At 59.6% G+C, this 24,526-nt stretch carries 17 protein-coding genes and 4 tRNA genes; 15 read left to right on the top strand and 6 right to left on the bottom strand.

The window, feature by feature from the left end:
• Window positions 1-76: 76 nt before the first annotated feature.
• Both LOY70_RS22400 and LOY70_RS22395 read left to right on the top strand, forming a co-directional pair.
• Window positions 77-4,630, top strand: a complete 4,554-nt coding sequence (locus LOY70_RS22400) for a neuraminidase-like domain-containing protein (protein ID WP_265029363.1) — start codon at window positions 77-79, stop codon at window positions 4,628-4,630.
• 173 nt (window positions 4,631-4,803) lie between these two features.
• Window positions 4,804-9,510, top strand: a complete 4,707-nt coding sequence (locus LOY70_RS22395; protein ID WP_265029362.1) for a hypothetical protein — start codon at window positions 4,804-4,806, stop codon at window positions 9,508-9,510.
• 87 nt (window positions 9,511-9,597) lie between these two features.
• Here LOY70_RS22395 and LOY70_RS22390 read toward each other — a convergent pair whose 3' ends face one another.
• Window positions 9,598-10,137, bottom strand: a complete 540-nt coding sequence (locus LOY70_RS22390; RefSeq protein WP_025215020.1) for a TetR/AcrR family transcriptional regulator — start codon at window positions 10,135-10,137, stop codon at window positions 9,598-9,600.
• A gap of 103 nt (window positions 10,138-10,240) precedes the next feature.
• Between LOY70_RS22390 and LOY70_RS22385 the strand changes: the two genes are divergently transcribed.
• From LOY70_RS22385 to LOY70_RS22370, 4 genes are all read left to right on the top strand, one after another.
• Window positions 10,241-11,434: an MFS transporter gene (locus LOY70_RS22385; protein ID WP_025215019.1), complete on the top strand. Its 1,194-nt coding sequence runs from the start codon at window positions 10,241-10,243 to the stop codon at window positions 11,432-11,434.
• Between the two features lie 78 nt (window positions 11,435-11,512).
• The gene (locus LOY70_RS22380; RefSeq protein ID WP_185046015.1) at window positions 11,513-11,824 is read left to right on the top strand and encodes a cupin; all 312 of its coding nucleotides are present in this window, start codon (window positions 11,513-11,515) and stop codon (window positions 11,822-11,824) included.
• Window positions 11,825-11,927: 103 nt separating this feature from the next.
• Window positions 11,928-13,076, top strand: coding sequence for a TDT family transporter (locus LOY70_RS22375; RefSeq protein ID WP_265029361.1), 1,149 nt, complete (start codon window positions 11,928-11,930; stop codon window positions 13,074-13,076).
• Between the two features lie 81 nt (window positions 13,077-13,157).
• The gene (locus LOY70_RS22370; RefSeq protein WP_123346158.1) at window positions 13,158-15,032 is read left to right on the top strand and encodes an MFS transporter; all 1,875 of its coding nucleotides are present in this window, start codon (window positions 13,158-13,160) and stop codon (window positions 15,030-15,032) included.
• 106 nt (window positions 15,033-15,138) lie between these two features.
• Here LOY70_RS22370 and sugE read toward each other — a convergent pair whose 3' ends face one another.
• From sugE to rdgC, 3 genes are all read right to left on the bottom strand, one after another.
• A complete protein-coding gene (sugE, locus tag LOY70_RS22365; protein ID WP_265029360.1) occupies window positions 15,139-15,453 on the bottom strand; it encodes a quaternary ammonium compound efflux SMR transporter SugE in 315 nt (104 codons plus the stop codon).
• Window positions 15,454-15,570: 117 nt separating this feature from the next.
• Window positions 15,571-16,539: a bile acid:sodium symporter family protein gene (locus LOY70_RS22360; RefSeq protein ID WP_265029359.1), complete on the bottom strand. Its 969-nt coding sequence runs from the start codon at window positions 16,537-16,539 to the stop codon at window positions 15,571-15,573.
• Window positions 16,540-16,683: 144 nt separating this feature from the next.
• Window positions 16,684-17,604 (bottom strand): recombination-associated protein RdgC, encoded by a 921-nt coding sequence (gene rdgC, locus LOY70_RS22355; RefSeq protein ID WP_265029358.1) that lies wholly within the window; start codon window positions 17,602-17,604, stop codon window positions 16,684-16,686.
• Between the two features lie 160 nt (window positions 17,605-17,764).
• Between rdgC and LOY70_RS22350 the strand changes: the two genes are divergently transcribed.
• The 4 genes from LOY70_RS22350 to LOY70_RS22335 all read left to right on the top strand — a co-directional run bounded on the left by LOY70_RS22350 (window position 17,765) and on the right by LOY70_RS22335 (window position 18,282).
• A tRNA-Val gene (locus LOY70_RS22350) sits at window positions 17,765-17,840 on the top strand.
• A 19-nt stretch (window positions 17,841-17,859) separates the two neighbouring features.
• Window positions 17,860-17,936 (top strand) — tRNA-Asp (locus LOY70_RS22345).
• Window positions 17,937-18,112: 176 nt separating this feature from the next.
• Window positions 18,113-18,188: transfer RNA gene (locus LOY70_RS22340), tRNA-Val, on the top strand.
• A 17-nt stretch (window positions 18,189-18,205) separates the two neighbouring features.
• A tRNA-Asp gene (locus LOY70_RS22335) sits at window positions 18,206-18,282 on the top strand.
• A gap of 92 nt (window positions 18,283-18,374) precedes the next feature.
• Here LOY70_RS22335 and LOY70_RS22330 read toward each other — a convergent pair.
• The gene (locus LOY70_RS22330; protein ID WP_265029357.1) at window positions 18,375-19,511 is read right to left on the bottom strand and encodes a catalase family protein; all 1,137 of its coding nucleotides are present in this window, start codon (window positions 19,509-19,511) and stop codon (window positions 18,375-18,377) included.
• Window positions 19,512-19,542: 31 nt separating this feature from the next.
• Entirely contained in the window at window positions 19,543-21,348 is a 1,806-nt protein-coding gene (locus LOY70_RS22325; protein ID WP_265029356.1) for a cytochrome c, read from the bottom strand.
• A 270-nt stretch (window positions 21,349-21,618) separates the two neighbouring features.
• Here LOY70_RS22325 and LOY70_RS22320 point away from each other — a divergent pair, with 270 nt between their 5' ends.
• The 5 genes from LOY70_RS22320 to LOY70_RS22300 all read left to right on the top strand — a co-directional run bounded on the left by LOY70_RS22320 (window position 21,619) and on the right by LOY70_RS22300 (window position 24,307).
• On the top strand, window positions 21,619-22,332 hold the full coding sequence (locus LOY70_RS22320) for an FKBP-type peptidyl-prolyl cis-trans isomerase (protein ID WP_025215010.1): 714 nt from the start codon (window positions 21,619-21,621) through the stop codon (window positions 22,330-22,332).
• A gap of 293 nt (window positions 22,333-22,625) precedes the next feature.
• Window positions 22,626-23,081: a YkvA family protein gene (locus LOY70_RS22315; RefSeq protein ID WP_265029355.1), complete on the top strand. Its 456-nt coding sequence runs from the start codon at window positions 22,626-22,628 to the stop codon at window positions 23,079-23,081.
• A 114-nt stretch (window positions 23,082-23,195) separates the two neighbouring features.
• On the top strand, window positions 23,196-23,537 hold the full coding sequence (locus LOY70_RS22310; protein ID WP_025215008.1) for a helix-turn-helix domain-containing protein: 342 nt from the start codon (window positions 23,196-23,198) through the stop codon (window positions 23,535-23,537).
• The gene (locus LOY70_RS22305; protein ID WP_003179080.1) at window positions 23,534-23,905 is read left to right on the top strand and encodes a hypothetical protein; all 372 of its coding nucleotides are present in this window, start codon (window positions 23,534-23,536) and stop codon (window positions 23,903-23,905) included. Before LOY70_RS22310 ends, LOY70_RS22305 begins: the two co-directional genes overlap by 4 nt.
• Window positions 23,906-24,307, top strand: a complete 402-nt coding sequence (locus LOY70_RS22300) for a sel1 repeat family protein (protein ID WP_265029354.1) — start codon at window positions 23,906-23,908, stop codon at window positions 24,305-24,307.
• The last annotated feature ends 219 nt before the right edge of the window (window positions 24,308-24,526 follow it).

The raw sequence follows: 24,526 nt of genomic DNA, 5'->3' as shown, positions 1-24,526 counted from the left end.
ATCGATTCCTCAGCGCCGATGTCGGGGCCGCATAAAGGGATCTGCCATCAGGAATGAACTTCCAAGAGGCGTGGTCATGACCGATCTTACGACGAAGCTCGAAGTCTTGAGCAAGCAGCGCCAGGAAGCGCTGCTTGAATGTTATTTGGGCGCCGTGGCGGCCCGGGACGGCGATACGAACGTGCTGGCAAGTGCCGCTGATCTTGATGCCTATCACCTGTTCGATCACCATGTTGGCACGGCGCCGAAAACATCCGCCGTGGGCGAGATGATCGCCAGCTTGCAGCGCTATATCCACGGCATCTACTCCGGTGACGAGCCAGGTTTCGGGCAGGATTTCGATGAACGGGAAGTCGAGACCTGGCGCCAGTGGGAAAGCCGTTATGCGATCTGGGCTGGCGCGGAGAAACTGCAAAGTTATCCGGAAAACTATATCGATCCAGAACTGCGTATTGTCAAAACACAGTTTTATGAACAACTGGAAGGGGATCTTGCGCAAGGGCGCCTCAATACTGAACGTGCACAATCCTCCGTCCTCTCTTATCTCGAGAAATTCGAAGATGTGGCCGATATCGATGTGCTCAACGGTTATATCGACGGGCCTTTCGTTCTGTCCGATTCAACTGTTTATCAGGCTGACTATTATCTTCTCGGGCGCAAGCGCGCCGGTAACAAATATTATTGGCGCAAGGCCGCCATCGTTCTCGGCGAGGGGCAAACGCGCGTTTCCCCCAGTGCGTGGAGTGAATGGGAACCCATCGAGGCAGGGATTGGCGATGCAACGAATGTGCGCCTGACTTTCTTTGGCAACCGGCTTTATGTGTTCTGGGTGAGCAGGTCGTCCCTCAATGAAATCGGCGGGAGTGAGGGACTTAACTGGGACCTGTTTGATATTCGCTTCTCCTACCGCAGTTTGGGGGGCACCTGGTTCCCGCCCTTTACCGTTGACACGGTCATGCTCGAGCGCGAAAGCGTGGCCCCCAGCAAGCACTATCGGCGCGCACGCGCCGAAGATGGGCGCAATCGTCTTCTGGCGGTTGTTAGCGATAGTGGGATTACCAAAGAAGCGAAGCAGATGGTGCTTGGCGTTATCCTGTCGCCCACCGTTGGCGAAAGCACAACGTGCTATTACGCGTGGGATGAACTGCTGAACCGCATTGATCTCGTGGACAAAGAGCTTGCCCATATCGATCGCCTGCTTGAGCAATACTCGAAGGAGGAGCCGGATAAAGGTCCGTCTTACCTTCAACGCCGCTTACCGCTGTTGGGCGAAGACGGCGATTACAAGGGATGGGCAGTCGAGTCCATTCGAGTTAAAAGCAACGAACATCCGTCTGGACTCACGCGCTACCTACATCTAGGGGCGATGAATATCGCTGGAAAACAGCTCTTTATCACAGTGGGAAGCGTGCAGAAACTGCATGGGAAATGGATATCTCATTCACGCGCGCGCGTTCACTCATTTCTTGTTCCAAACTATCCCTTTATTGATATCGACATTAGTCTCCATGACCCGTCCCCTGTCGACGCCGGTCATTCCGCCTACTACACCATAGTGATTGATTTTTCGTCGGGTAAATATACATCCCCCGCACGGATCGAATTTTTAAACGAGCAGGGTGCGGCGGGCCACGTTGTGACGTTTGATGGGGGGCAGGCGATTGTCGCCACGACCATTCCAGCATTAAACAGTGACGGGAGTTACAGAGACATATTTCGGCAGATGGTCAATCTGTCGGATGACGACTACAGCATTCATGGAACTTGGCTGAAAATCACGAACAACAGCAATTCCAACTTTAAAATAAACAAGAAATTTTCTCGTCGTGGCACCCTGGCGGTGGTTCCATTCGCCATGCCCATTTGGGTGGGCGAAGACAAGGCGCCTGCCGGAGAGTTGCGGCAGTTTCAATTCAATGGCGCGGCGTTGCACTTGAACTTGATCCCCTTGACGGGCAATCCGCAAATCGTTGCTATCGGGTTGGGGGAGTATACAGACGGTACATGGAGCCAGGGCTATCAAGAGTACGAGGTCAGGTTGAAGGCGCCGCTGCTCAACGGACCGAGGCTCGTTTGGGGACCCGAAAGCGCTCAAGCCCAAGCCGGTCAGTTTCTCGATTTTGGGGTTGAGTTCGGTGCGGACAAAACCGTCGAAGCCATCCGCCTGAACACGACATTCGGTCGCGAACTGGTGGAGCGGGCGGCGCTCTCCATCGAAAACTTGCTCTCCTGGGACAGTCAGCACACCGAAGAACCGCCGCGCCCAGGGTCGGATAAGCCGGAATTTCTCGATTTCCATGGGGCGAACGGGCGCTACTTCTGGGAAATATTCTTCCATCTTCCGCATCTGATCGCGGTACGGTTGCGCCGCGAAATGAGCTACGAGGATGCGTTGGGGTGGTTGCACTATCTCTTCGACCCGTCTGCCAGGATCAATCCGGGACGGGTAGAAACCACCGCCTATTGGCGCTCGCGCCCGTTGTTGATGGAGGGCGACCCAAGCTTTGAAGTGGCCTCGCCCGCCGATCCGGATGCCATCGCCTACAGCAGCCCGATCCATTATCGCAAACGGATTTTTCGCGATTATGTCGAAACCCTGATCGAGTGGGGGGACTGGCTCTATAGACAACTCACGCGCGACAGCCTGACCGAAGCCAAAATGCTTTACCTGAGGGCGGCGCGCATGATGGGGCCGGCCCCTGACGTGCGCGGGGCCTCCAACTGGACACCAAAAACACTCAGTGAACTGGAAAGTGCTCGAAGTCTCGAGTGTTTCGATGCGCTCGCCCCATTGCTATCGGTCGATACACTGATCAATCTGCCGCTGAAATCCGGCCATGCACTGTTGGCGCCCTTGCTGGACCATCCAGACTTTCGGCCGGAAATCAACCGGGACCTACTGGATCTCTGGGAGACTTTGGAAGCACGCCTGCATAACCTGCGCCACTATCTGACCCTCGACGGCAAGCCCATCGACCTGCCGCTGTACGACACGCCCATCAACCCGAAGGACCTGATGCGGGCCCAGGCAGGTGGTGGCGGCTTCAACCTGCGGGACATCCTGACACCGCCGATCGTTCCGCCTTATCGCTTCATGGCCATCTTGCCCCGGGCGCAACAAGCGGTGCAGACCCTCTGCAGGTTTGGCGATCAACTCCGGCAATACATCGAACAGGCGGATCGCTGCGAACAGGAAACCCTGCAACAAGAACATCTGATCGAAATGGGGGACTTCAGCCGCGAGCTGCAAATCGAACTGATGCGTCATGCCGAAGCCATTTGGGTAGCCCTCGAAGCTTCCCGACAGGCGATCGTCCAGCGAGAAACCTATTACGAGGGGTTGATCCTGAATGATCTCAACAAGGACGAAATCGAGGTGGCCAAGAATATGAACCGTGCAAAAACAGGCGCCTTGACCTCGGGAATCGCCACCACTTTCGGGCACGCGGCGGAAACTTTTGCCAATATTGTCGGCGTGGCCACGGGGGGCATGAAATACGGCGGTCCGCACCATTCCATCGCAGCAGCAGCCAGTACCTACAGTCAAAGTGAATCGCTCTACAGCGGCCTGCATGATCGCTACGGTTCGCAACAGCGCTTGCGTCAAGAGTGGAACTTCCAGCACAAGGCAGCGACCGCCGAGCGAGGGGCGCTGGATCAGCAACTGCAAGCCCAGGCCATCCAGATCGGAGCGTCGGTGGTTTCGCTCAACCAGCAGGTTCGAGCCATTGAGCAAGCCAGGGAGATGTATGCGTTTCTCACCCAGACCCGCACCTCCCGGGCCTCGCTCTATCGCTGGATGCAAAGCAAGATGGCAACGCTTTATTTCCAGACCTACGATGCGGTAACTGCCCTGTGTTTGTCGGTACAAGCCTGTTGGCAATATGAAATCGGCGATTATGAAACCCACTTTATCCTGCCGGGGGCGTGGATCGACAGCCATCACGGCTTCACCGCCGGCGAGACCCTGACGCTGGGTCTGCTGCGCATGGAGTCGGCCTTTGTCCATCGCTATGAGCGGCGCCTGACCATCAGGAAACTGGTATCGCTGCGCAATTATTTCGAGCCAGAGGAGTGGTCCGATAAACTTCGGGCGCTCCAGAGTAGTGGAAAGCTGGACTTCAGCCTCGACAGCCGCTTCTACGACAGCGACTACCCCGGCCATTATCTGCGCCAGATCCGGCGTGTATCGGTCACGCTGCCGGCGCTGCTCGGCCCTTATCAAACGGTCAGCATGACGCTCACGCAGATCTCCAGCAAGCTGCTGATCAAACCCGATCTTGGTGGCGCTCGTCATCTCTACGACCCACGACACGCCGATGCCGATACCACTTACGTGCGCTACAACCTGCGGGCCCAGCCGCAAATCGCTGTGTCCGACGGACTCGACGATGACGGCACCGGCTCGCGTTTTACCTTCGACGAAGACCGCTACGCGTCTTTTGAACGAACCGGCGCGATCTCCTCATGGCAGATAGCTATTCCACGGACTCGCCCTGGCATGCAAGAGGAGCTTCTGGCATCACTGACCGACATCATCATTGATGTGGAATACACCGCTTTGGACGGCGGTAGGGACTTCGCCGAAAAGGTCGAAGGGCTTTTGAATGAGACAGGGTTTCGCCAGTAGGACGAGATATCGAGCAAGCCTCGTGAATACTGGACGCAGTCGCCCGGACCGACGTAGACACAACCTGTTCAGGGAGTGTGGACATGAACGTGCAAAGACGAATCAAACGGAACCTGTTGGGCGCGGCAGCCGACTTGCCTACGAGTACTTGGCCTCCTGAGTGGAAGAGACGCATGGGCAGCGGTTTCAGCGGTGCCGATCTCATTTATGTATCGAGCAACGACACCCAGCGCCGATATGTCTATCTCTATGGCGAAGCGGAAGCCGCCATCGAATTCGACCTGCCCATCGACCTGCGTCTGACGGCAGAGCCTGGGTATCAAGTCAGGTTCCTGTATCAGCCGACGCAGCAAGCGAGCGAAAATCCCAGGGTGGTAGCGTATTTCAACGCCGGGGCGCATTTCTGGACCCGTGAGTTGCAGACCAGCACTGTGAGCGCGGCTGCGGAGCCGCCGCGAGACTGGCTGATCTGCGATGACAAAATTGATCTGCGCGACGAAATCACGCAGCCCAGGGCGGCCTTGGCCTTTCAGTCCGGATTGTTCGATCCCGCTGCCGCTGCTGGCGATGCAACGAGCGAGCCCGAGCGTGATCAGCCCATCGCCCAAGAGCCGGCCTGGCCAGCCGGCCCGGGTGAGCTGCATTTTTCCGGCAAGGCCCTGGGCACGGAGATTTCTCCCGAGCTGGCCGAAGGCGTGTCGGTGTTCGTGCATCTCAAGCCGCTGGAGCTGAGCACCCATGAGCCCGCACCCGAATTTGATGGAGGCAGCGCCCGCTATTGGGTGGAAAAGGATGGCCGCACTTATATGCCGATCTGTCGCGGAGGTGGGGCGCATCATCTCACCCTGCCGGTGGCCGAAGACTGCGGATGGGCCGGCGGCGGGGTTTATACCGGCACTAGCGCCTATGCTTCCTTTACCGATCAGAACGAGGCCGGCCAGGCTGGGCTGCAAGTGTCACCGACGGACCCCGACGCGAATGACGACGCCCAGCCTATCGCCAAGACTTGGGAAATTCGCAGCGATGCCGATGACCTCAGCGTCAATGGCAGGACGGCCACCCTGCGCTTTGAAAGTGTCTATCATGCCGAGCCCCATGAGGCGTTGGCTTGCATCGTCGGGCCCTACAAGCTCGACATTACCGGCCATGGGCAACCCGACTATTGGCCAAGCGTCGAGGAAGAGGAAACCATCGATCTTCAGGTGACCGTTCATTACGCGGTCTCCGGCAATCCGGAAGCCGGTGTCGCCGTCGACTGGCGCCAGGAGGGCGACCTCCTGGAAACCCTGTTTACCGGCGGGGAGGGTTTGGCAGTGTTTGGCTACCAGCCAACCACCGATGCCACGGTCATTGCGGTGGTCGACAGCCCTTACAAGCTTGAAGCCGATACGCAAGCCTTTGCGGTCAAGACCATCCCGACCCGTAAATGGGCGCAGTTCGAACTCAGCGTTGGCGGAACGGAAATTTCACCTGAAGATAATTGGCGGATTCTACCCGGCCAGTCCTACCAATTGACCCTCAAACCACGCTCCGACAGCGTGCTGATCGGTCAGGATCTGGCGTTCAGCGTCGATCCCGCGCAAAAGCTTCAGCTCGAGCCGACGGGAGATCGTCCGCTGCCGTCGAACGGCCTCACCTGGAACATCACGACGGCGGAAGAGGACAATGGCGACTTTACACTGCGCCTCGACTGCATTCGTTTCAAACAGCCGTTGACATTGAATGGTAGTGTCAGCGAACTGCCCGCCTTGACCATCGACGAGGCCCCCGATGCCCAGCTCGATCCGCTTGCGGCGCTGGAAACGCTGACGGCGGTGGTCCCGCAATATGACGGCATGCACGGCACCGACAAGATTCGCGTCACCTGGACCGCGGCGACCGGCAGTCCGGCGGAGGGTTCGCATACCACGTCGCCGATTGAGGTGGGAACGATAGGGCGCAAGCCAATTGCGTTGCCGGTGTCGCTGGTCGCCTACAGTCTGGGCAAGTCGGTGACGGTCAGATACACCGTGACCCCTGGCGGTGGCAATGAATCGCCGCCATCGGCTTCGCTCAACCTGGCGGTGAAGACCCTCGCTCCCGGCGATCTACAGGCCGCCAAGCCGAAGATCAAGCAAGCCGAAAACGGCGGTGAAGGCAGCGAGCTGGATCTCAATGGCATTAGCGCCAATCTCACCTGCCGGATCGGCATCTGGCCGCTGATTGTGCCAGGCCAGGATCTATGGCTGCGCCTCAAGGGCACTAAAGCCGACGGGACGTCCCCCTACAACCTGAATATCTGGGCACCGCCGCCACGAGGGCCGTTCACCAGTCCGACTTGGACAGACCGAGGTTACTATGACGTCTCTGTCGCCTACAGCTATCTGAAAGAGCTGAAGGATGGCAGCACCCTGACGCTAGAGTTCAAGGTGGATTTCAGCAAGACCACCGACGAGGCCAATGCGCAGACCTTTCCGTTGCGCACTTATAGGGTCCGCGCGGCTATGGACCTGTCCGCCCCGAGGGTCAAGCAGGCCACCGGCACCGCGCCCAGCCAACAGTTGAATCCGGTGGCGGCCAAGGATGCCTTGACCGTGGTGATTCCGGAGTACGGCTTCCAACCCGGCGATCAGGTCCGCGTGACCTGGACCGGCACCGGGGGAGATGGCTCGCACACTACCCCGGCACAAGCGTTACCCACCAGCCGAGAGATTCCTGTTCCGGTGGAGGTGCTCGCCTACAACCTGGGCAAACCGGTTACGGTCACCTATACCGTGATTCGCAACGGTGAAAACCATGGTCCCTCAGCCGTACTCAACCTGGCGGTGCAAACCATCGCTTCCGGCGATCTACAGGCCGCCAGGCCGAAAATCAGGCAAGCCGAGAACGGCGGTGAAGGCACTGAGCTGGACCTCAATGGCGTTAGCGCCAATCTCATCTGCCGGATCGGCATCTGGCCGCTGATTGCGCCAGGCCAGGATCTATGGCTGCGCCTCAAGGGCACTAAAGCCGACGGGACGTCCCCCTATAACCTGAATATCTGGGCACCGCCGCCATGGGGGCCGGTCGCCAGTCCGGCTTGGACAGACCGAGGTTACTATGACGTCTCTGTCGCCTACAGCTATCTGAAAGAGCTGAAGGATGGCAGTACCCTGACGATAGAGTTCAAGGTGGATTTCAGCAAGACCACCAACGAGTCCAATGCGCAGACCTTTCCGTTGCGCACTTATAGGGTCCGCGCGGCTATGGACCTATCCGCCCCGAGGGTCAAGCAGGCCACCGGCACCGCGCCCAGCCAGCAATTGAATCCGGTGGCGGCCAAGGATGCCCTGACCGTAGTGATTCCGGAGTACGGCTTCCAACCCGGCGATCAGGTCCGCGTGACTTGGGCGGGCACCGCGGGAGATGGCTCGCACACGACCCCGGCACAAGCGCTACCCCCCAGCCGCGAGATTCCTGTTCCGGTCGAGGTGCTCGCCTACAACCTGGGCAAACCGGTCACGGTCACCTACACCGTGACTCGCAACGGCGAAACCTCTGATCCCTCAGCCGCACTCAACCTGGCGGTGCAAACCATCGCTTCCGGCGATCTACAGGCCGCCAGGCCGAAGATCAGGCAAGCCGAGAACGGCGGTGAAGGCAGCGAGCTGGACCTCAATAGCATTAGCGCCAATGTCACCTGCAGGGCGGGTGTCTGGCCGCTGATTGCGCCAGACCAGGACGTATGGCTGCGGCTAAAGGGTACGAAATTCGACGGGACTTCCCCCTATAGCCTGGATATCTGGGCGCCACCACCCCGGGGCCCGAGGACTAGTGAGGCCTGGATAAACCAAGGCTACTATGACGTCTCCGCCGCCTACAGTTATCTGAGAGAACTGAAGGATGGCAGTACCCTGACAATGGAGTTCAAGGCCGACTTCAGCAAGACTACCAATGAAGCCAATGCGCAGACCTTTCCGTTGCGTACCTATACCGTCAAACTGGAGCAGGTCATACCGACCCTTGAGAGCGTATCGGACGGTAATAAAGAGATTCTGGAGGGGGGCTTCGCCCTTAGCACGACGCTGCAACTGGCAGGGCGGGCGAACAAGGGGCAGAAAGTCGAGATCTTCGATGGCAGTGGAAGCGGTGCTGTTTCCAAGGGGGAGGTTACCGCCGATCGTCTGCTCGGTCTTTGGGCGCACGTTATAACCGTCGAAGAGGGACCCCGCCGCCTATACGCCAAGGCGCTCTATCCCGTCAGCCCGGTATTTTCAAATGTACGCAATTTCGTGGTCGTGACCCTGCCGACCATTGCCAGTCTCAAGGATGCCAACGATAAAGAAGTCCCGGCGGGCATGTTAGAACGCTTCACTGCCAGCACCCAGTTGAAACTGTCGGGTCAGGCGAGCAAGGGCCGGAACGTCGCGATTGTCGATGACTGGTACGAAAACGAAGTTCCCAAGGGCCAGGCGACAGCCAATCCACTAACCGGTACATGGGAATGCAATTTAACCGTCGCGGTTGGACAATACGCTTTTTTCGCCAAGGCGCTCTATCCCTTGGACGGCTATCCATCTCCATACTCAGGCGTGCGCCATGTCCATGTTGTGCCGCTGATAACCCCCACCCTTGACCATGTCAGAGACACTGATAATAAAGAGGTCCAAGATGGGGATAGCACCCTTAGCACGGAGCTGAGATTGTCCGGTAAAGCGAGCCGGGGACAGACAGTCGAGATATTCGACGGCAGCGGCGCCAGCGCGGTTTCCAAGGGGGAGGTTAAAAGTGAAATTCTCTTCGGCGCTTGGACACTTGTTATAACCGTCCCACTAGGCGACCGCCGCCTCTATGCCAAGTCGCTCTATCACAGTGGCGCTCCGGTATACTCAAACGTACGCAGGCTCACCGTCAGGCTTTGATGGACGCGACCAATGGACTGTTCACGCGAGACTGCCAGGTACGCAGCGACCTATAGAGCTATCGCGAGCACGCTCGCGATAGCGGCCTTACTGCCCCAACGCGATATCCACCAACCGATACAACTCCTCAACCTCCAGCGGCGCGGTGGCAAAGAGAATACGAAACACCGTCGGCGCCACCACGACATTGATCAGCCGCTCGATACCCGGGTTTGGCGCCTCGGGATAGCGATCCAGGATGATCTGCAACTGGGCGCTGAGGATGCCCACGCAATGCCCCGGCGTCGCGCAGGCCTGGATGTCGCGCATCATGTTGCGACCAGGCTCGGAACTCATTTCGTCCAGGTACTGTTCGGCCCAGGCCAGCAGGTCGCCGCGCAGGCTGCCGGTGTTGGCCGGTTCGCTGTCGGGGCGCATGCGGGCAATGGCGACGTCGGCCAGCAGCGCCGGCAAATCGCCCCAGCGCCGGTAGATCGTCGACGGGGTGACGCCCGCGCGCGCAGCAATTTGTGGCACGGTCAGGGTGGCGCGGTCCTGCTCCTGGAGCAGGGCGCGGACCGCCGAATGGATCGACTCTTGGACCCGGGCGCTTCGACCGCCCGGGCGTAAACCTTCTTTAATAGCCATGCATCGGACCTTAACACAAAGAATTTGCTTTAAGCACACATCGGTAGCACACTCCGCAAAAGCAAAAAATTAGCTTTTGCGTAGGCCTTCGTGGAGCGTGCCCATGTCTCGTCCAGCTTCGACCGGTGCCAGCCTGATATTCCTGGCGATCACCTTGCTCGGTTTTCTCGCCGCGTCCAGCGCGCCGACGCCGTTGTATCACCTCTATCAGGAACAATTGCAATTTTCCCCGGCGATTCTGACGCTGATTTTCGGGGTGTACGCCTTCAGTCTGTTGGCGGCTTTGCTGACCGTGGGTTCGCTGTCGGATTACCTGGGCCGCAAACCAGTGATCTTCGTCGCGCTGTTGCTCAATATGCTGGCGATGCTGCTGTTCATCAACGCCGACAGTGTCGCCTGGCTGGTCGGCGCCCGCTTGATTCAAGGTTTCGCCACGGGCATGGCCACCAGCGTGCTGGGCGCTGCGTTGCTGGATTTCGACCGTCGCCAAGGCCCGCTGATTACCAGTGTCGCGCCCTTGCTGGGCATGGCTGCTGGGGCGCTGGGTTGCGGCCTGCTGGCGGAGTTCGCGCCGCGGCCCTTGCAACTGACGTATTGGATTCTGCTGGGGTTGTTCCTGCTCCAGGCGCTTTATATCTGGCGCCTGGCGGAGAGCGTCAGCCCGCAACCCGGTGCCTGGCAGTCGTTGCGTCCGACCTTGCATGTCCCGGTCCAGGCGCGGCGCGCCTTGTGGTTGATCCTGCCCCTGAACCTGGCGGCCTGGGCGGTGGGCGGCTTTTATCTGTCCCTGGCGCCTTCGCTGGTGCGGGCCGCAACCGGATCGACGTCCAACCTGATTGGCGGCGCGCTGGTGGCGGTGTTGACGCTCACCGGCGCGCTGTCCATCTATACGCTGCGCAACCAGGGGGCAGACAAGATGCTGCGCCTGGCCGCCAGCCTATTGGTGATCGGCCTGGCGTTGGTGTTGCTCGCGGTACACGGCGGCAGCTTGCCGTTGTTTTTCGTCGGCACGCTGGTCACCGGCAGCGGCTTTGGCGCCGGGTTCCTCGGCGCATTGCGCAGCATCATGCCGCTGGCCTTGCCCCATGAACGGGCCGGTTTGATGTCGGCGTTCTATGTCCTCAGTTACCTGGCCTTCAGCCTGCCCTCGCTGTTGGCCGGGAACCTGACGCGGGTGTTCGGTTTGATTCCAACCACCGATGGCTATGGCGCGGTGCTGATCGTGTTGTCGGCTACTGCGTTGCTGGGTTTGTTGCGCCAGCCTGCAAAACCCCTAGGCGATGGACTTCGACCTTGAAAACGTTTGCATACTGACGCCGCTGTCGACTGATTTGCGCTAGCCTTGGCGCCTCAGCCTTCTTTCGGTCGATTGCTTTTGAAAATTATCCGCAGCAAATCCTTCACCGGCGACCGCGCCTGGGCGGCGCTGGACATCGCCAACATGAACGGCATCACCACGCGCCTGCACTGGACCGACCAGCCGTACAAATGGCACATCAATGACGGCCAGGAAGTCTTCGTGGTGCTCGATGGGCAAGTGCAGATGTGCTACCGGGAGGAGGGCGTCGAAAAATCAGCCCTGCTAGGTGTAGGGGATATTTTCTACGCATCGGTGGGCACCGAGCATGTGGCCAAACCGTTGGGCGAAGCGAGAATCCTGGTGATCGAGACCGAGGGCAGCGTCTGATCGTTATCTGCATAATCGATAACATATAGAGAGATTACCCGTTATATAGATATTCGATCCGGCTCTAGCATGGCTCCACCTCATCCGAGGACAGGAGTTCGCCATGACATGCTGCGCCGCCAAGACCCGCTTACGTCCACTGAGCCATTTGCCCAGGCCGTTGGAAGCCATTCGCCAATTCACGCCCAACTGGTTTGCCGTCGTCATGGGCACTGGTGTGCTGGCGCTGGCTTTGGCGCAATGGCCTGGGGAGGTGCCGGGCCTGCGCCTGCTGGGTGAAGGGTTATGGTTGTTCAACATGCTGTTGTTCGTGGTGTTCGCCGGCTTGTACACGGCCCGTTGGCTATTGTTCTTTGACGAGGCGCGGCGGATCTTCGGCCATTCAACGGTTTCGATGTTTTTCGGCACTATTCCCATGGGACTGGCGACGGTCATCAATGGCTTTCTGGTATTTGGGCTGCCGCGCTGGGGAAGTGGTGTGGTGCCGCTGGCCGAAGCCTTATGGTGGATCGACGTGGCCATGTCGCTGGCCTGCGGCGTGCTGATTCCGTTCCTGATGTTCACCCGTCAGGAACACCGGATCGACCAGATGACCGCTGTGTGGTTGCTGCCGGTGGTGGCTGCAGAAGTGGCAGCCGCCAGCGGTGGGCTGTTGGCACCGCATCTGGCGGACGTTCATTCGCAAATGATCATGCTGGTCACCAGCTACGTGCTCTGGGCCTTTTCCCTACCGGTCGCATTCAGCATCCTGACGATCCTGCTGTTGCGCATGGCCTTGCACAAATTACCCCACGAAAACATGGCCGCCTCGAGCTGGCTGGCCCTCGGCCCCATCGGCACCGGCGCCCTGGGCATGTTGTTGCTGGGCAGTGATGCGCCGCTGATTTTTGCTGCCAACGGCCTGCCGGGTGTAGGCGAAATCGCCGCTGGGTTGGGCCTGGTGGCCGGCATCACGCTGTGGGGGTTCGGGTTCTGGTGGATGCTGACGGCGCTGCTGATCACTGCGCGTTATTTACGCGCGGGCATCCCGTTCAATCTGGGCTGGTGGGGCTTCACCTTCCCCTTGGGCGTGTATGCGTTGACGACGCTGAAGCTGGCGGACCTGCTGAACCTGGATTTTTTCAGCGTGTTCGGGGGCGTGCTGGTGGCGCTGCTGGTGGTGATGTGGCTGATCGTCGGGCGGCGTACCCTCGCGGGGGCCTGGCACGGTGAGTTGTTTGTGTCGCCGTGCATTGCGGGGCTGGCGAAATAATCGTTAAAGACAGGTAATGTGTGGCCTGGATCGAAAAGCGTTCATTCCAATAAGCGTCCACGCCACTCAGGAACATGGAAGATGAGTCACCCTTCGCAGTTCACTTTGCTTCGCACGCGGCGTTTCCTGCCGTTCTTCATCACGCAGTCCCTTGGCGCGTTCAACGACAACATTTTCAAGCAGTCGCTGATCCTGGCCATCCTCTACAAGTTGACCATCGACGGTGATCGCTCGATCTGGGTCAACCTCTGCGCACTGTTGTTTATCCTGCCGTTCTTCCTGTTCTCGGCGTTGGCGGGGCAGTTCGGGGAAAAATTCGCCAAGGATGCGTTGATTCGCCTGATCAAGCTCGGCGAAATCGTCATCATGGCGGTCGGCGCGGTGGGCTTTGTGTTCGATCATTTATCGCTGATGCTGGTGGCGCTGTTTGCCATGGGCACCCATTCGGCGCTGTTCGGCCCGGTGAAGTATTCGATCCTGCCGCAGGCCTTGCGCGAGGATGAACTGGTCGGCGGCAACGGCCTGGTGGAGATGGGCACGTTCCTGGCGATTCTCGCCGGCACCATCGGCGCCGGGATCATGATGTCCTCGGCGCATTACGCCCCCGTGGTGTCGACTGCGATCATCGGCGTGGCCGTGCTCGGCTACCTGGCCAGCCGCAGCATCCCGCGCGCGGCGGCGGCCTCGCCGCAAATGCGCCTGAACTGGAACATCTTCAGCCAATCCTGGGCCACCCTGAAACTGGGCTTGGGGCAAACCCCGGCGGTGTCTCGCTCGATTGTCGGCAACTCTTGGTTCTGGTTCGTCGGAGCAATTTACCTGACGCAAATCCCGGCCTACGCCAAGGAGTGGATGCACGGCGACGAAACCGTGGTGACCCTGATCCTGACCGTATTCTCGGTGGGGATCGCCCTGGGCTCGATGCTCTGCGAGCGGCTTTCCGGGCGCAAAGTCGAGATCGGCCTGGTGCCGTTCGGCTCGTTCGGGTTGACGGTGTTCGGGCTGCTGTTGTGGTGGCATTCCGGTGGGATCCCCGACAGCGTCGAGGGTCACGGTTGGCTGGAAGTGCTCGGTTTCGGCCACGCCTGGCTGGTGCTGATCGACATCCTCGGCCTCGGCATCTTTGGCGGTTTCTACATCGTGCCGCTGTACGCCTTGATCCAGTCGCGCACCGTCGAAAACGAACGGGCACGGGTGATCGCCGCCAACAACATTCTCAACGCCTTGTTCATGGTGGTCTCGGCGCTGGTCTCCATCGTCTTGCTGAGCCTGGCCAAACTGTCGATCCCGCAACTGTTCCTGGTGGTGTCGCTGCTGAACATCGGCGTCAACGCCTACATCTTCAAAATCGTCCCCGAGTTCAGCATGCGTTTCATGATCTGGTTGCTGAGCCATTCCATGTACCGCGTGGAGCATCGCAACCTCGAGGCGATTCCCGATGAAGGCGCCGCGCTGTTGGTCTGCAATCACGTGTCCTTCGTCGATGCCTTGCTGATTGGCGGCGCGGTGCGTCGGCCGATTCGCTTCGTGATGTACTACAAGATCTACAACCTGCCGGTGCTGAACTTCATCTTCCGTACCGCCGGGACGATTCCGATTGCCGGGCGTCAGGAAGACATTCACATCTACGAAAAGGCCTTCACGCGAATCGCGCAATACCTGAAGGACGGTGAGCTGGTGTGCATCTTCCCGGAAGGAAAACTGACGGCTGACGGTGAGATCAATGAGTTCAAGAGCGGGCTGACGCGCATCCTCCAGGAAACCCCGGTGCCGGTGATTCCCCTGGCGTTGCAGGGCCTGTGGGGCAGTTTCTTCAGTCGCGATCCAAGCAAGGGGTTGTTCCGTCGGTTTTGGTCGCGGGTGACGTTGGTGGCGGGTTCGGCGGTGGCGGTAGAGGCGGCAACGCCTTCGAGTTTGCAGGCGTTGGTGGGAGATTTGCGCGGCACTGTCCGCTAGGACCGAAAAACTGTGGGAGCGAGCTTGCTCGCGAATGCAATCTGTCTGCTGGCGTTGATGTCACAGGCTGACCGCTATCGCGAGCAGGGTCGCTCCCACAGGTCGATCAGGCGCTGACCTTGAGTCCGATCAACCCCGTAACGATCAACGCCACACTGGCCAACCGAATCAGCGCCATCGACTCGCCAAACAAAATGATCCCGGCAATCACCGTGCCCACGGCACCGACCCCGGTCCAGATCGTATAGGCAGTGCCCAGGGGCAACTCCTTCATGGCAAGGCCGAGCAGGCCGAGGCTGATCGCCATGGCGGCAATTGTCAGTGCCGTGGGGAGAGGGCGGCTGAACCCGTCGGTGTACTTCAGGCCGACCGCCCAGCCAACTTCGAACAGGCCAGCAAAAAACAGAATGATCCAGGACATCAGGCACCTCATCGATGGATGGGGTCGTCCCCGGATTCAAGACTCAATCGAGTGGCGGGGTCGTCCCCGCAGTGGATGGATAGAGTGCCCATGATCGGGCACTCGATCAAGTCTGCCTCAGTCGGCGGTTTGCCGGGCGGCGAGAGTTTCGCGGTCCTGTTTTTCGCTCATGCGCCGGAAGTAGGTCGAGAGCAAAGCCCCGGAAATGTTGTGCCAGACGCTGAACAGCGCGCTGGGGACTGCCGCCAGCGGTGAGAAATGCGCGCTGGCCAGGGCCGCGCCCAAGCCGGAGTTCTGCATGCCGACTTCCAGGGCCAGGGATTTACGCTGGGCCAGCGGCAGCTTGAACAGGTGCCCGGTGAAGTAACCCAGCAAAAAGCCGAAGCTGTTGTGCAACATCACTACGGCCATGATCAGCAGGCCCGATTCGGCAATTTTCGCCTGGCTGGCGGCTACCACAGCGGTGACGATGATGACGATGCTCACCACCGACACCAACGGCAACACCTCCACGGCATGACGCACCTTGTCCCCCAGCAGCCGTTGCGCCACCACGCCCAGCACGATAGGCAGCAGCACCACTTGCAGAATCGACCAGAACAGCTCCATGAACGATACCGACAGCCACGCCGAGGCCAGCAGCCAGATCAGCGCCGGGGTCAACAGCGGCGCAAGCAGAGTGGTGACGGCGGCGATGGCCACCGACAGGGCCAGGTCGCCACGGGCCAGCCAGGTCATGACATTCGACGACGTGCCGCTCGGGCAGCAGCCCACCAGGATCACGCCGACGGCGATTTCCGGCGGCAGGTGGAACACCTGGCAGAGCAACCACGCCACCCCGGGCATGATCACGAAATGGGCAACCACGCCCAAGGCCACGCGCCAGGGATGGCGCGCGACTTCGGCGAAGTCATCGAGTTTTAGGGTCAGGCCCATGCCGAACATCACCAGGCCCAGCAGCGGCACGATGGCGCTTTTCAGGCCGATGAACCAGGTCGGTTGCACAAATGCCACGACAGCGAAAATCAGTACCCAGTAAGCGAAGGTATTGCCGACAAAGCGGCTCAATGCAGCCAATGCGCGCATGACCTGATCCTTATTTTTGAAAACACCATAAAAACCAATGTGGGAGCGGGCTTGCTCGCGATAGCGGTGGGTCAGGCACCGAAGTGTTGACTGGTATTGCGCCATCGCGAGCAAGCTCGCTCCCACAAGGTAAGCCGTTGCTTTTTAGATCCCCTGCGGCATCTCTTCCCCGCCCAACGCTTCAACCAACGCCGGCAGGAATTCGCCGAACGTCAGCATCATCAGGGTGAAGCTGGCGTCCAGTTGGCCGAGGGCCTCGTCGCCACCGTCCTGTTCCGCCTGGTCCTGCAGCAGGTCTTCGAACTTCAGGCGCTTGACCACCATCTTGTCGTCGAGCACGAAGGACAGCTTGTCCTGCCAGGCCAGCGACAGTTGCGTCACCACCTTGCCGGTGTTCAGGTGCAGCTGGATTTCGTCGCTGGTCAGGTCCTGGCGCTTGCAACGCACGATGCCGCCGTCTTCGTGGGTGTCGCGCAGTTCGCATTCGTCCAGCACGAAGAAATCGTCCGCGGCTTTCTGGGTCTTGACCCAGTCGGTCATGGTGGCGGTCGGGGCCATTTTCACCGTCAGAGGGCGCACCGGCAGCGTGCCGATGACTTCGCGCAGGGTCGACAGCAGGTCTTCGGCGCGTTTCGGGCTGGCGGAATTCACCAGGATCAGGCCCTGCTTCGGCGCGATGGCGGCGAAGGTGGACGAGCGACGAATGAAGGCCCGTGGCAGGAACGCCTGGATGATTTCATCCTTGAGCTGGTCCCGTTCCTTTTTATAGACCTTGCGCATTTGCTCGGCTTCGATCTCTTCGACCTTTTCCTTCAGGGCGTCGCGCACGACGCTGCCCGGCAGGATGCGTTCTTCCTTGCGAGCGGCAATCAGCAGGAAATCCTGGCTGACATGCACCAATGGCGCGTCTTCGCCTTTGCCAAACGGCGCGACGAAACCGTAAGTGGTCAACTCCTGGCTTGCACATGGACGCGCCAGTTTGGTGGCCAGTGCAGTTTCCAACGCCTCGGCATCAAAAGGCAGATCTTGGGTCAGGCGATAGATAAGCAGGTTTTTGAACCACATGGGGTGAGTCTCTCCTTTATACAAAGGGGGGCATTATTCTCTTCGCGGCGCCATAGGCCAACCCTTCGCTAAGCCTTTGGAAGGCCTGAAAAAATTAATTTAAAAAGTGCTTGCCAGCTTAGGGAGCGCTCCGTAGAATGCGCGCCACACCGAAAGCGAAGGGTGATTAGCTCAGCTGGGAGAGCGTCTGCCTTACAAGCAGAATGTCGGCGGTTCGATCCCGTCATCACCCACCATTCGTTTCAAGTGTTACGCGCAGCGGTAGTTCAGTCGGTTAGAATACCGGCCTGTCACGCCGGGGGTCGCGGGTTCGAGTCCCGTCCGCTGCGCCATATTCGGTTATCTGGAACACTGAACGCCAGGTGACCACGGAAAGCCCGCTAACGCGGGCTTTTTGCTGTTTGCAGTTAATGCGATGTGCGTCACTCAGGTTTTTTGCTGATTTTTTCCATTTAAATCAGCACGTTACGAAAAATTGTGAGAGAATGCGCCCCGCATCGAAAGTGAAGGGTGATTAGCTCAGCTGGGAGAGCGTCTGCCTTACAAGCAGAATGTCGGCGGTTCGATCCCGTCATCACCCACCAAACTTTCAATGTTACGCGCAGCGGTAGTTCAGTCGGTTAGAATACCGGCCTGTCACGCCGGGGGTCGCGGGTTCGAGTCCCGTCCGCTGCGCCATATTCGGTTTCCTGGTCCACTGAACGCCAGGTCACCTACAAAAAGCCCGCTCAATCGAGCGGGCTTTTTGCTGTCTGGGATTTGCCGGCTATCTACTGCTCGGCATTCCGGCTGTGACGGTAATCGCTGACCGCCTCATACACCGCTTTGCGCAAGCGATTGATGCCGCCGATGGGGCGATGGGCCTCGATGCCGAACCATGGGTTGAAGGACTGGTTGTCGCAAGCCAGGTTCAGCTTGGGCGTGTCGAAATCCTGGGCCGGTACCTTGATTTTCGCCACCGTCTCGAACGGAGCATCACTTTCTCGCCATTCAATGCTGGTGTCTTCGATTGGCATGTACTTGCTCGGATCCTGGCGCTGGATCTGCAGGACAAAACACGCTGGTACCCGGTCTGTGGATAACTGCTGATTCAGGGCACTGCGCAGGAAATTCGGCAAGTCCTGGTTTTGCGCCGGTAGGGTATAGGCCGGGCAGCTGTCCGGGTCCGGCGCCACGCGAAACTTGGCGTTGGCTTCACCGAACTTGTAGGGCGATACGGAAAAGTACGTGGTCTGGGTCGGACTGGCCGGTGGCGGTGAGAGGGTGGCCAGGGCGATGAACAAATGACGGATCTGCCAGCTGCGCGGGTCCAAGCTCGGAAAGAACGCCAGGGCTTTTTTGCCATCGGCCTGGGCCGCCACATTCTGACGGTACTCGGCGACATCACTGACAAAGAAGTTCGAGTGATTGAACATCACGAAATCCTGTTCGCCCTGTGATTGCCGATCAGCGAGCAGTTGCTTGCCCGGTACGTTCAGCAGCTTGATCGCCATCCCCCGTGCATCGCGCAGGCTGTCGAATTGCGGATAAGCGTTGCCGTTGGACAGGCGGATCGTTGCCTGCCAAGTCTTGCCCGGTTCGGCAAACACGCCTTGGCGCAACGGCGTCGGCAGGTCGCTTGGCACCTGGACCTCGGCCATGACGCAACCGTGGGCCTTGGCATGGGCGTCGCGCAGATAGCGCGTGCCTTCACGGTGCTGATCAACGATGCGGATCGCGGTCTGGATGATGTCCTGGGTCATGGCGGATTCACCGGGCGGTATCTGCTCTTTGTCCGACACCGCCCCGCTGTGTTGCCAGGCGAACCAGGCCGTGGCCAGCGCCCAGCCGAGCAGGCCGATGCCCAGCAGCCACAGGAGCGTCTTGCCCAAAAAGGCGCCGAGGCGCAGCCAGAGCGTGATCAGCATGGGAAAATCCTTTTGCCTGAGAAGGTCATCATTACAGTTGCGACTCCAGCGGCCCGCCAAGCACCTTGAGGTACTCCAGCAACGCCCAGCGTTCCTGCGGTTGCAGCAGGCGGCCAATCACACCGTTCCCCCGCTCACCGGCGCGGAATTCATGACCACTGTTGTGGTTGCCGGTGATTCGGGTATCGAAGAGGAAACCGTTGGTGAAGGCTTCGGTGCGATAACCCAGGTGGCGTGGGTCGTATTCGAAGCTGCCTTTATAGAAGGTGGTCGCCCGCTCGTCCTGGGGCGACAGCAGTTGATAGATCGTCGGCACCGAGCCGTTGTGCAGGAACGGTGGCGTGGCCCAGATGCCCGCCAGCGGCCGGGCCTTGTAGGCGCGCAGTTCACGTACGCCGATGGGCAAGCCGAAGCCGTCCAGGGCCGGGCGCTCGACCGGCGTGACCCCGGCGTCGCGGTAAGCGCGGTTTTCGACAAACGCGGTGACGTAGGCCAGGCCTTTGGCGACCGAGAGCTGGCTCATGTCCAGCGGCGCCGTCGGCGTTGGGTGCAGTTGCACGTCCAGTTTCGCCAGCTCGGCCGGATCCCACTGCAGGCTGGTCAGGTCGAAGCGGTGGTCGGCAATATTATTGGCGGTGCCCGGGTCGGTGCCTATCGCTTTCACTGGCAGCATGTGCAGTTGCTGGACCGGTCTGTCGGGCCCCTGAACCACTTTAGGCACATGACAACCGGCGCAGTTTTCCACGAACAGCGCCCGGCCCTTGGCAGCCATGGGCTTATCGATCGCGCCAAGCAGTGCCTCCGGCCACACGGGGGGCTTGAGCAGTTGCAGGGTCTCTTCGATCTTGTTCAGGTCGCGCACGCGCACGCTGGATGGGTATCGCGCATCGCCCTGCAACGGCTTGCCCTGGGCATCGAAGAAATTCAGCGTGGCACCCACGCCCAGCGCTTCGCCCACGTTGCGAGCCATGGGTTGCTGGGCCGAGCCGTTCCACTGCACCCAGTCGAACATCCATATGTCCCACAGCTGCGGGTAATCCACCGGTGCGTTGGCAACCCGGTAGTTTTCCGCCGAAATGGCATCGCCGAAGCTGGCATTGGCAATGCGGCCAAAGGCGTCGGTGCGGCCGGGGCCTTCTTCGGTGGGGTAGAGGCCGCGATGGGTGTCGTTCCAGGCCACCTGTATGAAGGTGTACAGGGAGGCCTTGAATTGCTCGCGCAATTCTTCATGACGGGCATCGTAATCCTTGCCCAGAACCTGGCGGGCAAAGCGTTCGAATTTCCAGGGGTTGTAGTAGGTGGAAGCCAGACTGGCGACCAGTGCTTGTCCGAAACTGCCACCGCGCAGTGTCGGAACACTGGAAGGCAGGACGTGCTGCGCCGAGCCGCCATCGATCCGTATGGCTTGGCCCTTGAAGCGCAATTCGCCGGTGTGACAGGCGGCGCAAGTAATATCCAGAAACTCATCGCTACTGCCCGAATTCTGATGCCGTGCGAACCCCACCGGTAAGTTACCGGGATTGTTCGGCGAGGCCTTTTGCGCGGGGTCGACCAGGAAGCCGAACCGCGCCAGATAGTCCGGCGAAGCAAAGCGTTGTTGCGAAAACGGTAATTCGAGTGCCGTGAACCAGTCGTAGCGCAGGCCTTTGACCTGGGTGCCTTGGGGCGTGAAGTAATACGTCTGGCGCTCGGCGGCGCTCCATTGATCCAGGTAATGCACCTGCTGGGCCGGTGTATAGAACGGCAGGCGGGGGTTGGCGACGTAATAAAGCACCACGGCCACGGCGACAACAAGCAGCGCGAGGAGCAGCAAGAGGATGCGAGAGAGAAGGCGCACGGTAACGTCCTTGTTTTTTTTGATATGTCCTTATGCCTCAGCGTCGCGCCACCGGCAAGTGGCCATTACCTGCGGGACGGTGGTCAGCGGCAATTTGTCTCTGTGCGTAACGGATGACAGAGGCTTCATCGGCCTAGGATTAAAAAGCGTTTGCGGGCGTGAACTTATCATCACTTTGCTGCTCACATGCCGGTAGCCATTGGTCGTGGCCGCCTGATAAGCTCGCGGCTTTATTCGATTGCCCTTTAGGCGCATGAACAAGGAAATAGCATGAAACAGCATCGGTTGGCGGCGGCGGTGGCCCTGGTTGGCCTGGTACTCGCGGGTTGCGACTCGCAGACCAGCGTGGAGCTGAAAACCCCGGCGCAGAAAGCTTCCTACGGTATTGGCCTGAACATGGGCAAGAGCCTGGCTCAGGAAGGCATGGATGACCTGGACTCCAAAGCAGTCGCCCAGGGCATCGAAGATGCCGTCGGCAAGAAAGAACAGAAGCTGAAAGACGAAGAGTTGGTCGAAGCCTTTGCCGCACTGCAAAAGCGTGCCGAAGAGCGCATGGCCAAGATGAGCGAAGAGTCGGCAGCCGCCGGCAAGAAATTCCTCGAAGAAAACGGCAAGAAAACCGGTGTGACCACCACCGCTTCCGGCCTGCAGTACGAAGTGGTCAAGAAAGCCGATGGCCCACAGCCTAAGCCGACCGACGTCGTGACTGTCCACTACACCGGCAAGCTGACCAACGGCACCGTGTTCGACAGCTCCGTTGAACGTGGCAGCCCGATCGATCTGCCGGTCAGCGGCGTGATCCCGGGTTGGGTCGAAGGCCTGCAACTGATGCACGTCGGCGAGAAGTACAAGCTGTACATCCCGAGCGACCTGGCCTACGGCGCCCAGAGCCCGAGCCCGGCCATCCCGGCCAACTCGGTCCTGGTGTTCGACCTGGAACTGCTGGCGATCAAGGATCCGGCGAAAGCAGACGCAGCCAAGTAACGGCATCTGCTATAACAACAACGCCTCGCTTATGCGGGGCGTTGTTGCATCCGGGGTTCGGTGAATAGCAAAAAAACCGAACGCCCAACGCAGGTGACAGTCATAGGCATAACAGGCGCTGTCCTAGACGCAGTCAGCCGGTCAAGTCAATGAAATATTGGGTTTTTTTATGTGAGTAAAAAACGCCCGATCTGAGTTGGGCCCTTATGAAACGAGGGCTTCAGCGCTGAAATGCAGCTCTGTTCACAAGGTTATCCACAATTTGTGTGGATAACATTTCAGTGGGAGAAAAAATGAAGGCCCCGTGGAATTTTGCGCGATTTCTGCCCTTGGCAGGGCGCTTGCTGGCCCGCGGACGATTGCCGACGTTGCTGTTTGCCGTCGCCAGCAAAAGTGCCCGGGAAGGTGGGCGGCTGGGTAAGCTCAAGGAAGACCTGCGCTTGCTGCAGGCGCTGTGCCTGGCTTACTGGCGTGGCGAATACCGGGCGGTCAGTGCCAAGTCGCTGCTTTCGATTGTGGCGGGGCTCATGTATTTCCTCAGCCCCCTGGATGCGATTCCCGATTTTCTGCCGATGTTCGGCATGTTCGACGATATCGCCGTCCTGGCCTGGGTCATGAAAAACCTCGACGGCGAACTCGAAGCCTTCCGTGCCTGGCGTTATCGGCAATCGCCCGAGCAGCTTGCCCGAGCCGAAAGACTTCCCGATACCCCGGAACAACTCCAACTCCAGGGTCAGAAAAAAACCTGATCCTGTGCCATTCCCCAGCAGAGATTCATAGCCCCGCGACCTTAGCTGCTATTAGGATTACACTTCTAAAGAAAAAAGCTGACTCGCTAAGTGTTGTTGTCCTACGGGGTAGACATGGATATCCAAATAATCACACGCGACGGTGAGCCCGAATACGCGGTTTTACCGTGGGATCAGTACCAGTCGTTGTTGAAGGCAGCAGGCATCGAACAAGCACCGTCGCGCGAGGCCACAGTCCGTCACGCGGCGGCACCCGGCCAGGTTCTTCCTGGCCTGGATCAATTACGCAGTTTGCGCGAAGGGAAGGGTATCGCCATCGAGGCGCTGGCCCGCACGGTAGGTATCAGTCCGTCTTATCTGGCCTTGATCGAAAGTGGCGAGCGTCAGCCCGACGCCGCGATTCGGCGCAGTCTGGCCTGGGAATTGACGGTTCCGGGTTGGAGGGATGAATCGTGAGCGTACGCATCAGTCGGCAGCATTGGGATGGGTTGTTGGGTGAATTGGACCAGGCGCGCCGCCAGCGCCATTTGTTGACTTATCGCGCTTTGCTGGAGCGCCTGCAGCTCCCCAGCCCGGCTATGCAAACCTTGACGGCGGCCCTTGAGCATTTGGCTGCGCTGGACGCCCGGGCTGAACAGCCGCTACGCAGTTCGTTGGTCATCAGCCAGGGCGCCAGTCGGTTGCCGCGCACCGGTTTCTTCGAATGCGTTGAACGCCTTGGCCGTTTTTCCGGGCCTTCCGATGGCGTGGCCGCCGCTTCCTGGCATGCCTCGGAAGTGGTCCGGGTATTCGAATACGAGTACCCCGAATCGGCGGAGGCCTGAGTGCTCTGGCGTATCAAGGCACGGGCCGGCTACTGGCTGGCGCGGCGGTTGTTCCATTGGTCATGGTTTGTCCGTCAGCCGCGTGGCTGGGCCTGGCTCGAGGGGCAGTTCTCACGGATGGCGAACCTGGGTGACGTTGGTGCGCAAAGTTTCTACGGGCATATCCTGACGTTTCGCGGCCATGGGCTGGGGGCTCGGGAAGAGGGGATTCGCCTGTTGCGGCTGGCGGCATTGGCCGGTGACGGCAAGGCGGCCTATCAGATCGGCGTGATCAGCCTCGCCGGTACGGCCAGCAAGGCGCCGGATCCGGTCGAAGCGGCACGCTGGTGGAGCTTGGCGGCGAAAGCCGGGCATCCTTTGGCCGAGATCAAGCTCAAAACCCTCGAGGACCCTCAGCCGTAACGTTATCCACAGGCTGTTTGGAAAACTGCCTTCCTCCCTAGCCAGTTGATTGTTTTTCATGCTGGGCGAATTTAGCGAATCGCCCTACATGCACCGTCTCCTTCTCTGACTTATTTCCCCTGTCATCCCCGGCAAAGTCTCGCGCTTCCTAAGCGCTGCGAGACGTCTGCCCATGTTCGACCGTTTTTTCCTGCCGGTCCTTGATCGAGCCAGGCCCTG

It is taken from the genome of Pseudomonas sp. B21-054, assembly GCF_026016345.1.
Classification (GTDB): Bacteria; Pseudomonadota; Gammaproteobacteria; order Pseudomonadales; family Pseudomonadaceae; genus Aquipseudomonas.
This window is presented reverse-complemented; position numbering and strand designations above follow the sequence as displayed.

Coding starts and splice junctions, on each gene's coding strand:
- LOY70_RS22400 (WP_265029363.1), top strand. CDS start 77: ATGACCGATCTTACGACGAAGCTCGAAGTCTTGAGCAAGCAGCGCCAG.
- LOY70_RS22395 (WP_265029362.1), top strand. CDS start 4,804: ATGGGCAGCGGTTTCAGCGGTGCCGATCTCATTTATGTATCGAGCAAC.
- LOY70_RS22390 (WP_025215020.1), bottom strand. CDS start 10,137: ATGGCTATTAAAGAAGGTTTACGCCCGGGCGGTCGAAGCGCCCGGGTC.
- LOY70_RS22385 (WP_025215019.1), top strand. CDS start 10,241: ATGTCTCGTCCAGCTTCGACCGGTGCCAGCCTGATATTCCTGGCGATC.
- LOY70_RS22375 (WP_265029361.1), top strand. CDS start 11,928: ATGACATGCTGCGCCGCCAAGACCCGCTTACGTCCACTGAGCCATTTG.
- LOY70_RS22370 (WP_123346158.1), top strand. CDS start 13,158: ATGAGTCACCCTTCGCAGTTCACTTTGCTTCGCACGCGGCGTTTCCTG.
- sugE (WP_265029360.1), bottom strand. CDS start 15,453: ATGTCCTGGATCATTCTGTTTTTTGCTGGCCTGTTCGAAGTTGGCTGG.
- LOY70_RS22360 (WP_265029359.1), bottom strand. CDS start 16,539: ATGCGCGCATTGGCTGCATTGAGCCGCTTTGTCGGCAATACCTTCGCT.
- rdgC (WP_265029358.1), bottom strand. CDS start 17,604: ATGTGGTTCAAAAACCTGCTTATCTATCGCCTGACCCAAGATCTGCCT.
- LOY70_RS22330 (WP_265029357.1), bottom strand. CDS start 19,511: ATGCTGATCACGCTCTGGCTGCGCCTCGGCGCCTTTTTGGGCAAGACG.
- LOY70_RS22320 (WP_025215010.1), top strand. CDS start 21,619: ATGAAACAGCATCGGTTGGCGGCGGCGGTGGCCCTGGTTGGCCTGGTA.
- LOY70_RS22315 (WP_265029355.1), top strand. CDS start 22,626: ATGAAGGCCCCGTGGAATTTTGCGCGATTTCTGCCCTTGGCAGGGCGC.
- LOY70_RS22310 (WP_025215008.1), top strand. CDS start 23,196: ATGGATATCCAAATAATCACACGCGACGGTGAGCCCGAATACGCGGTT.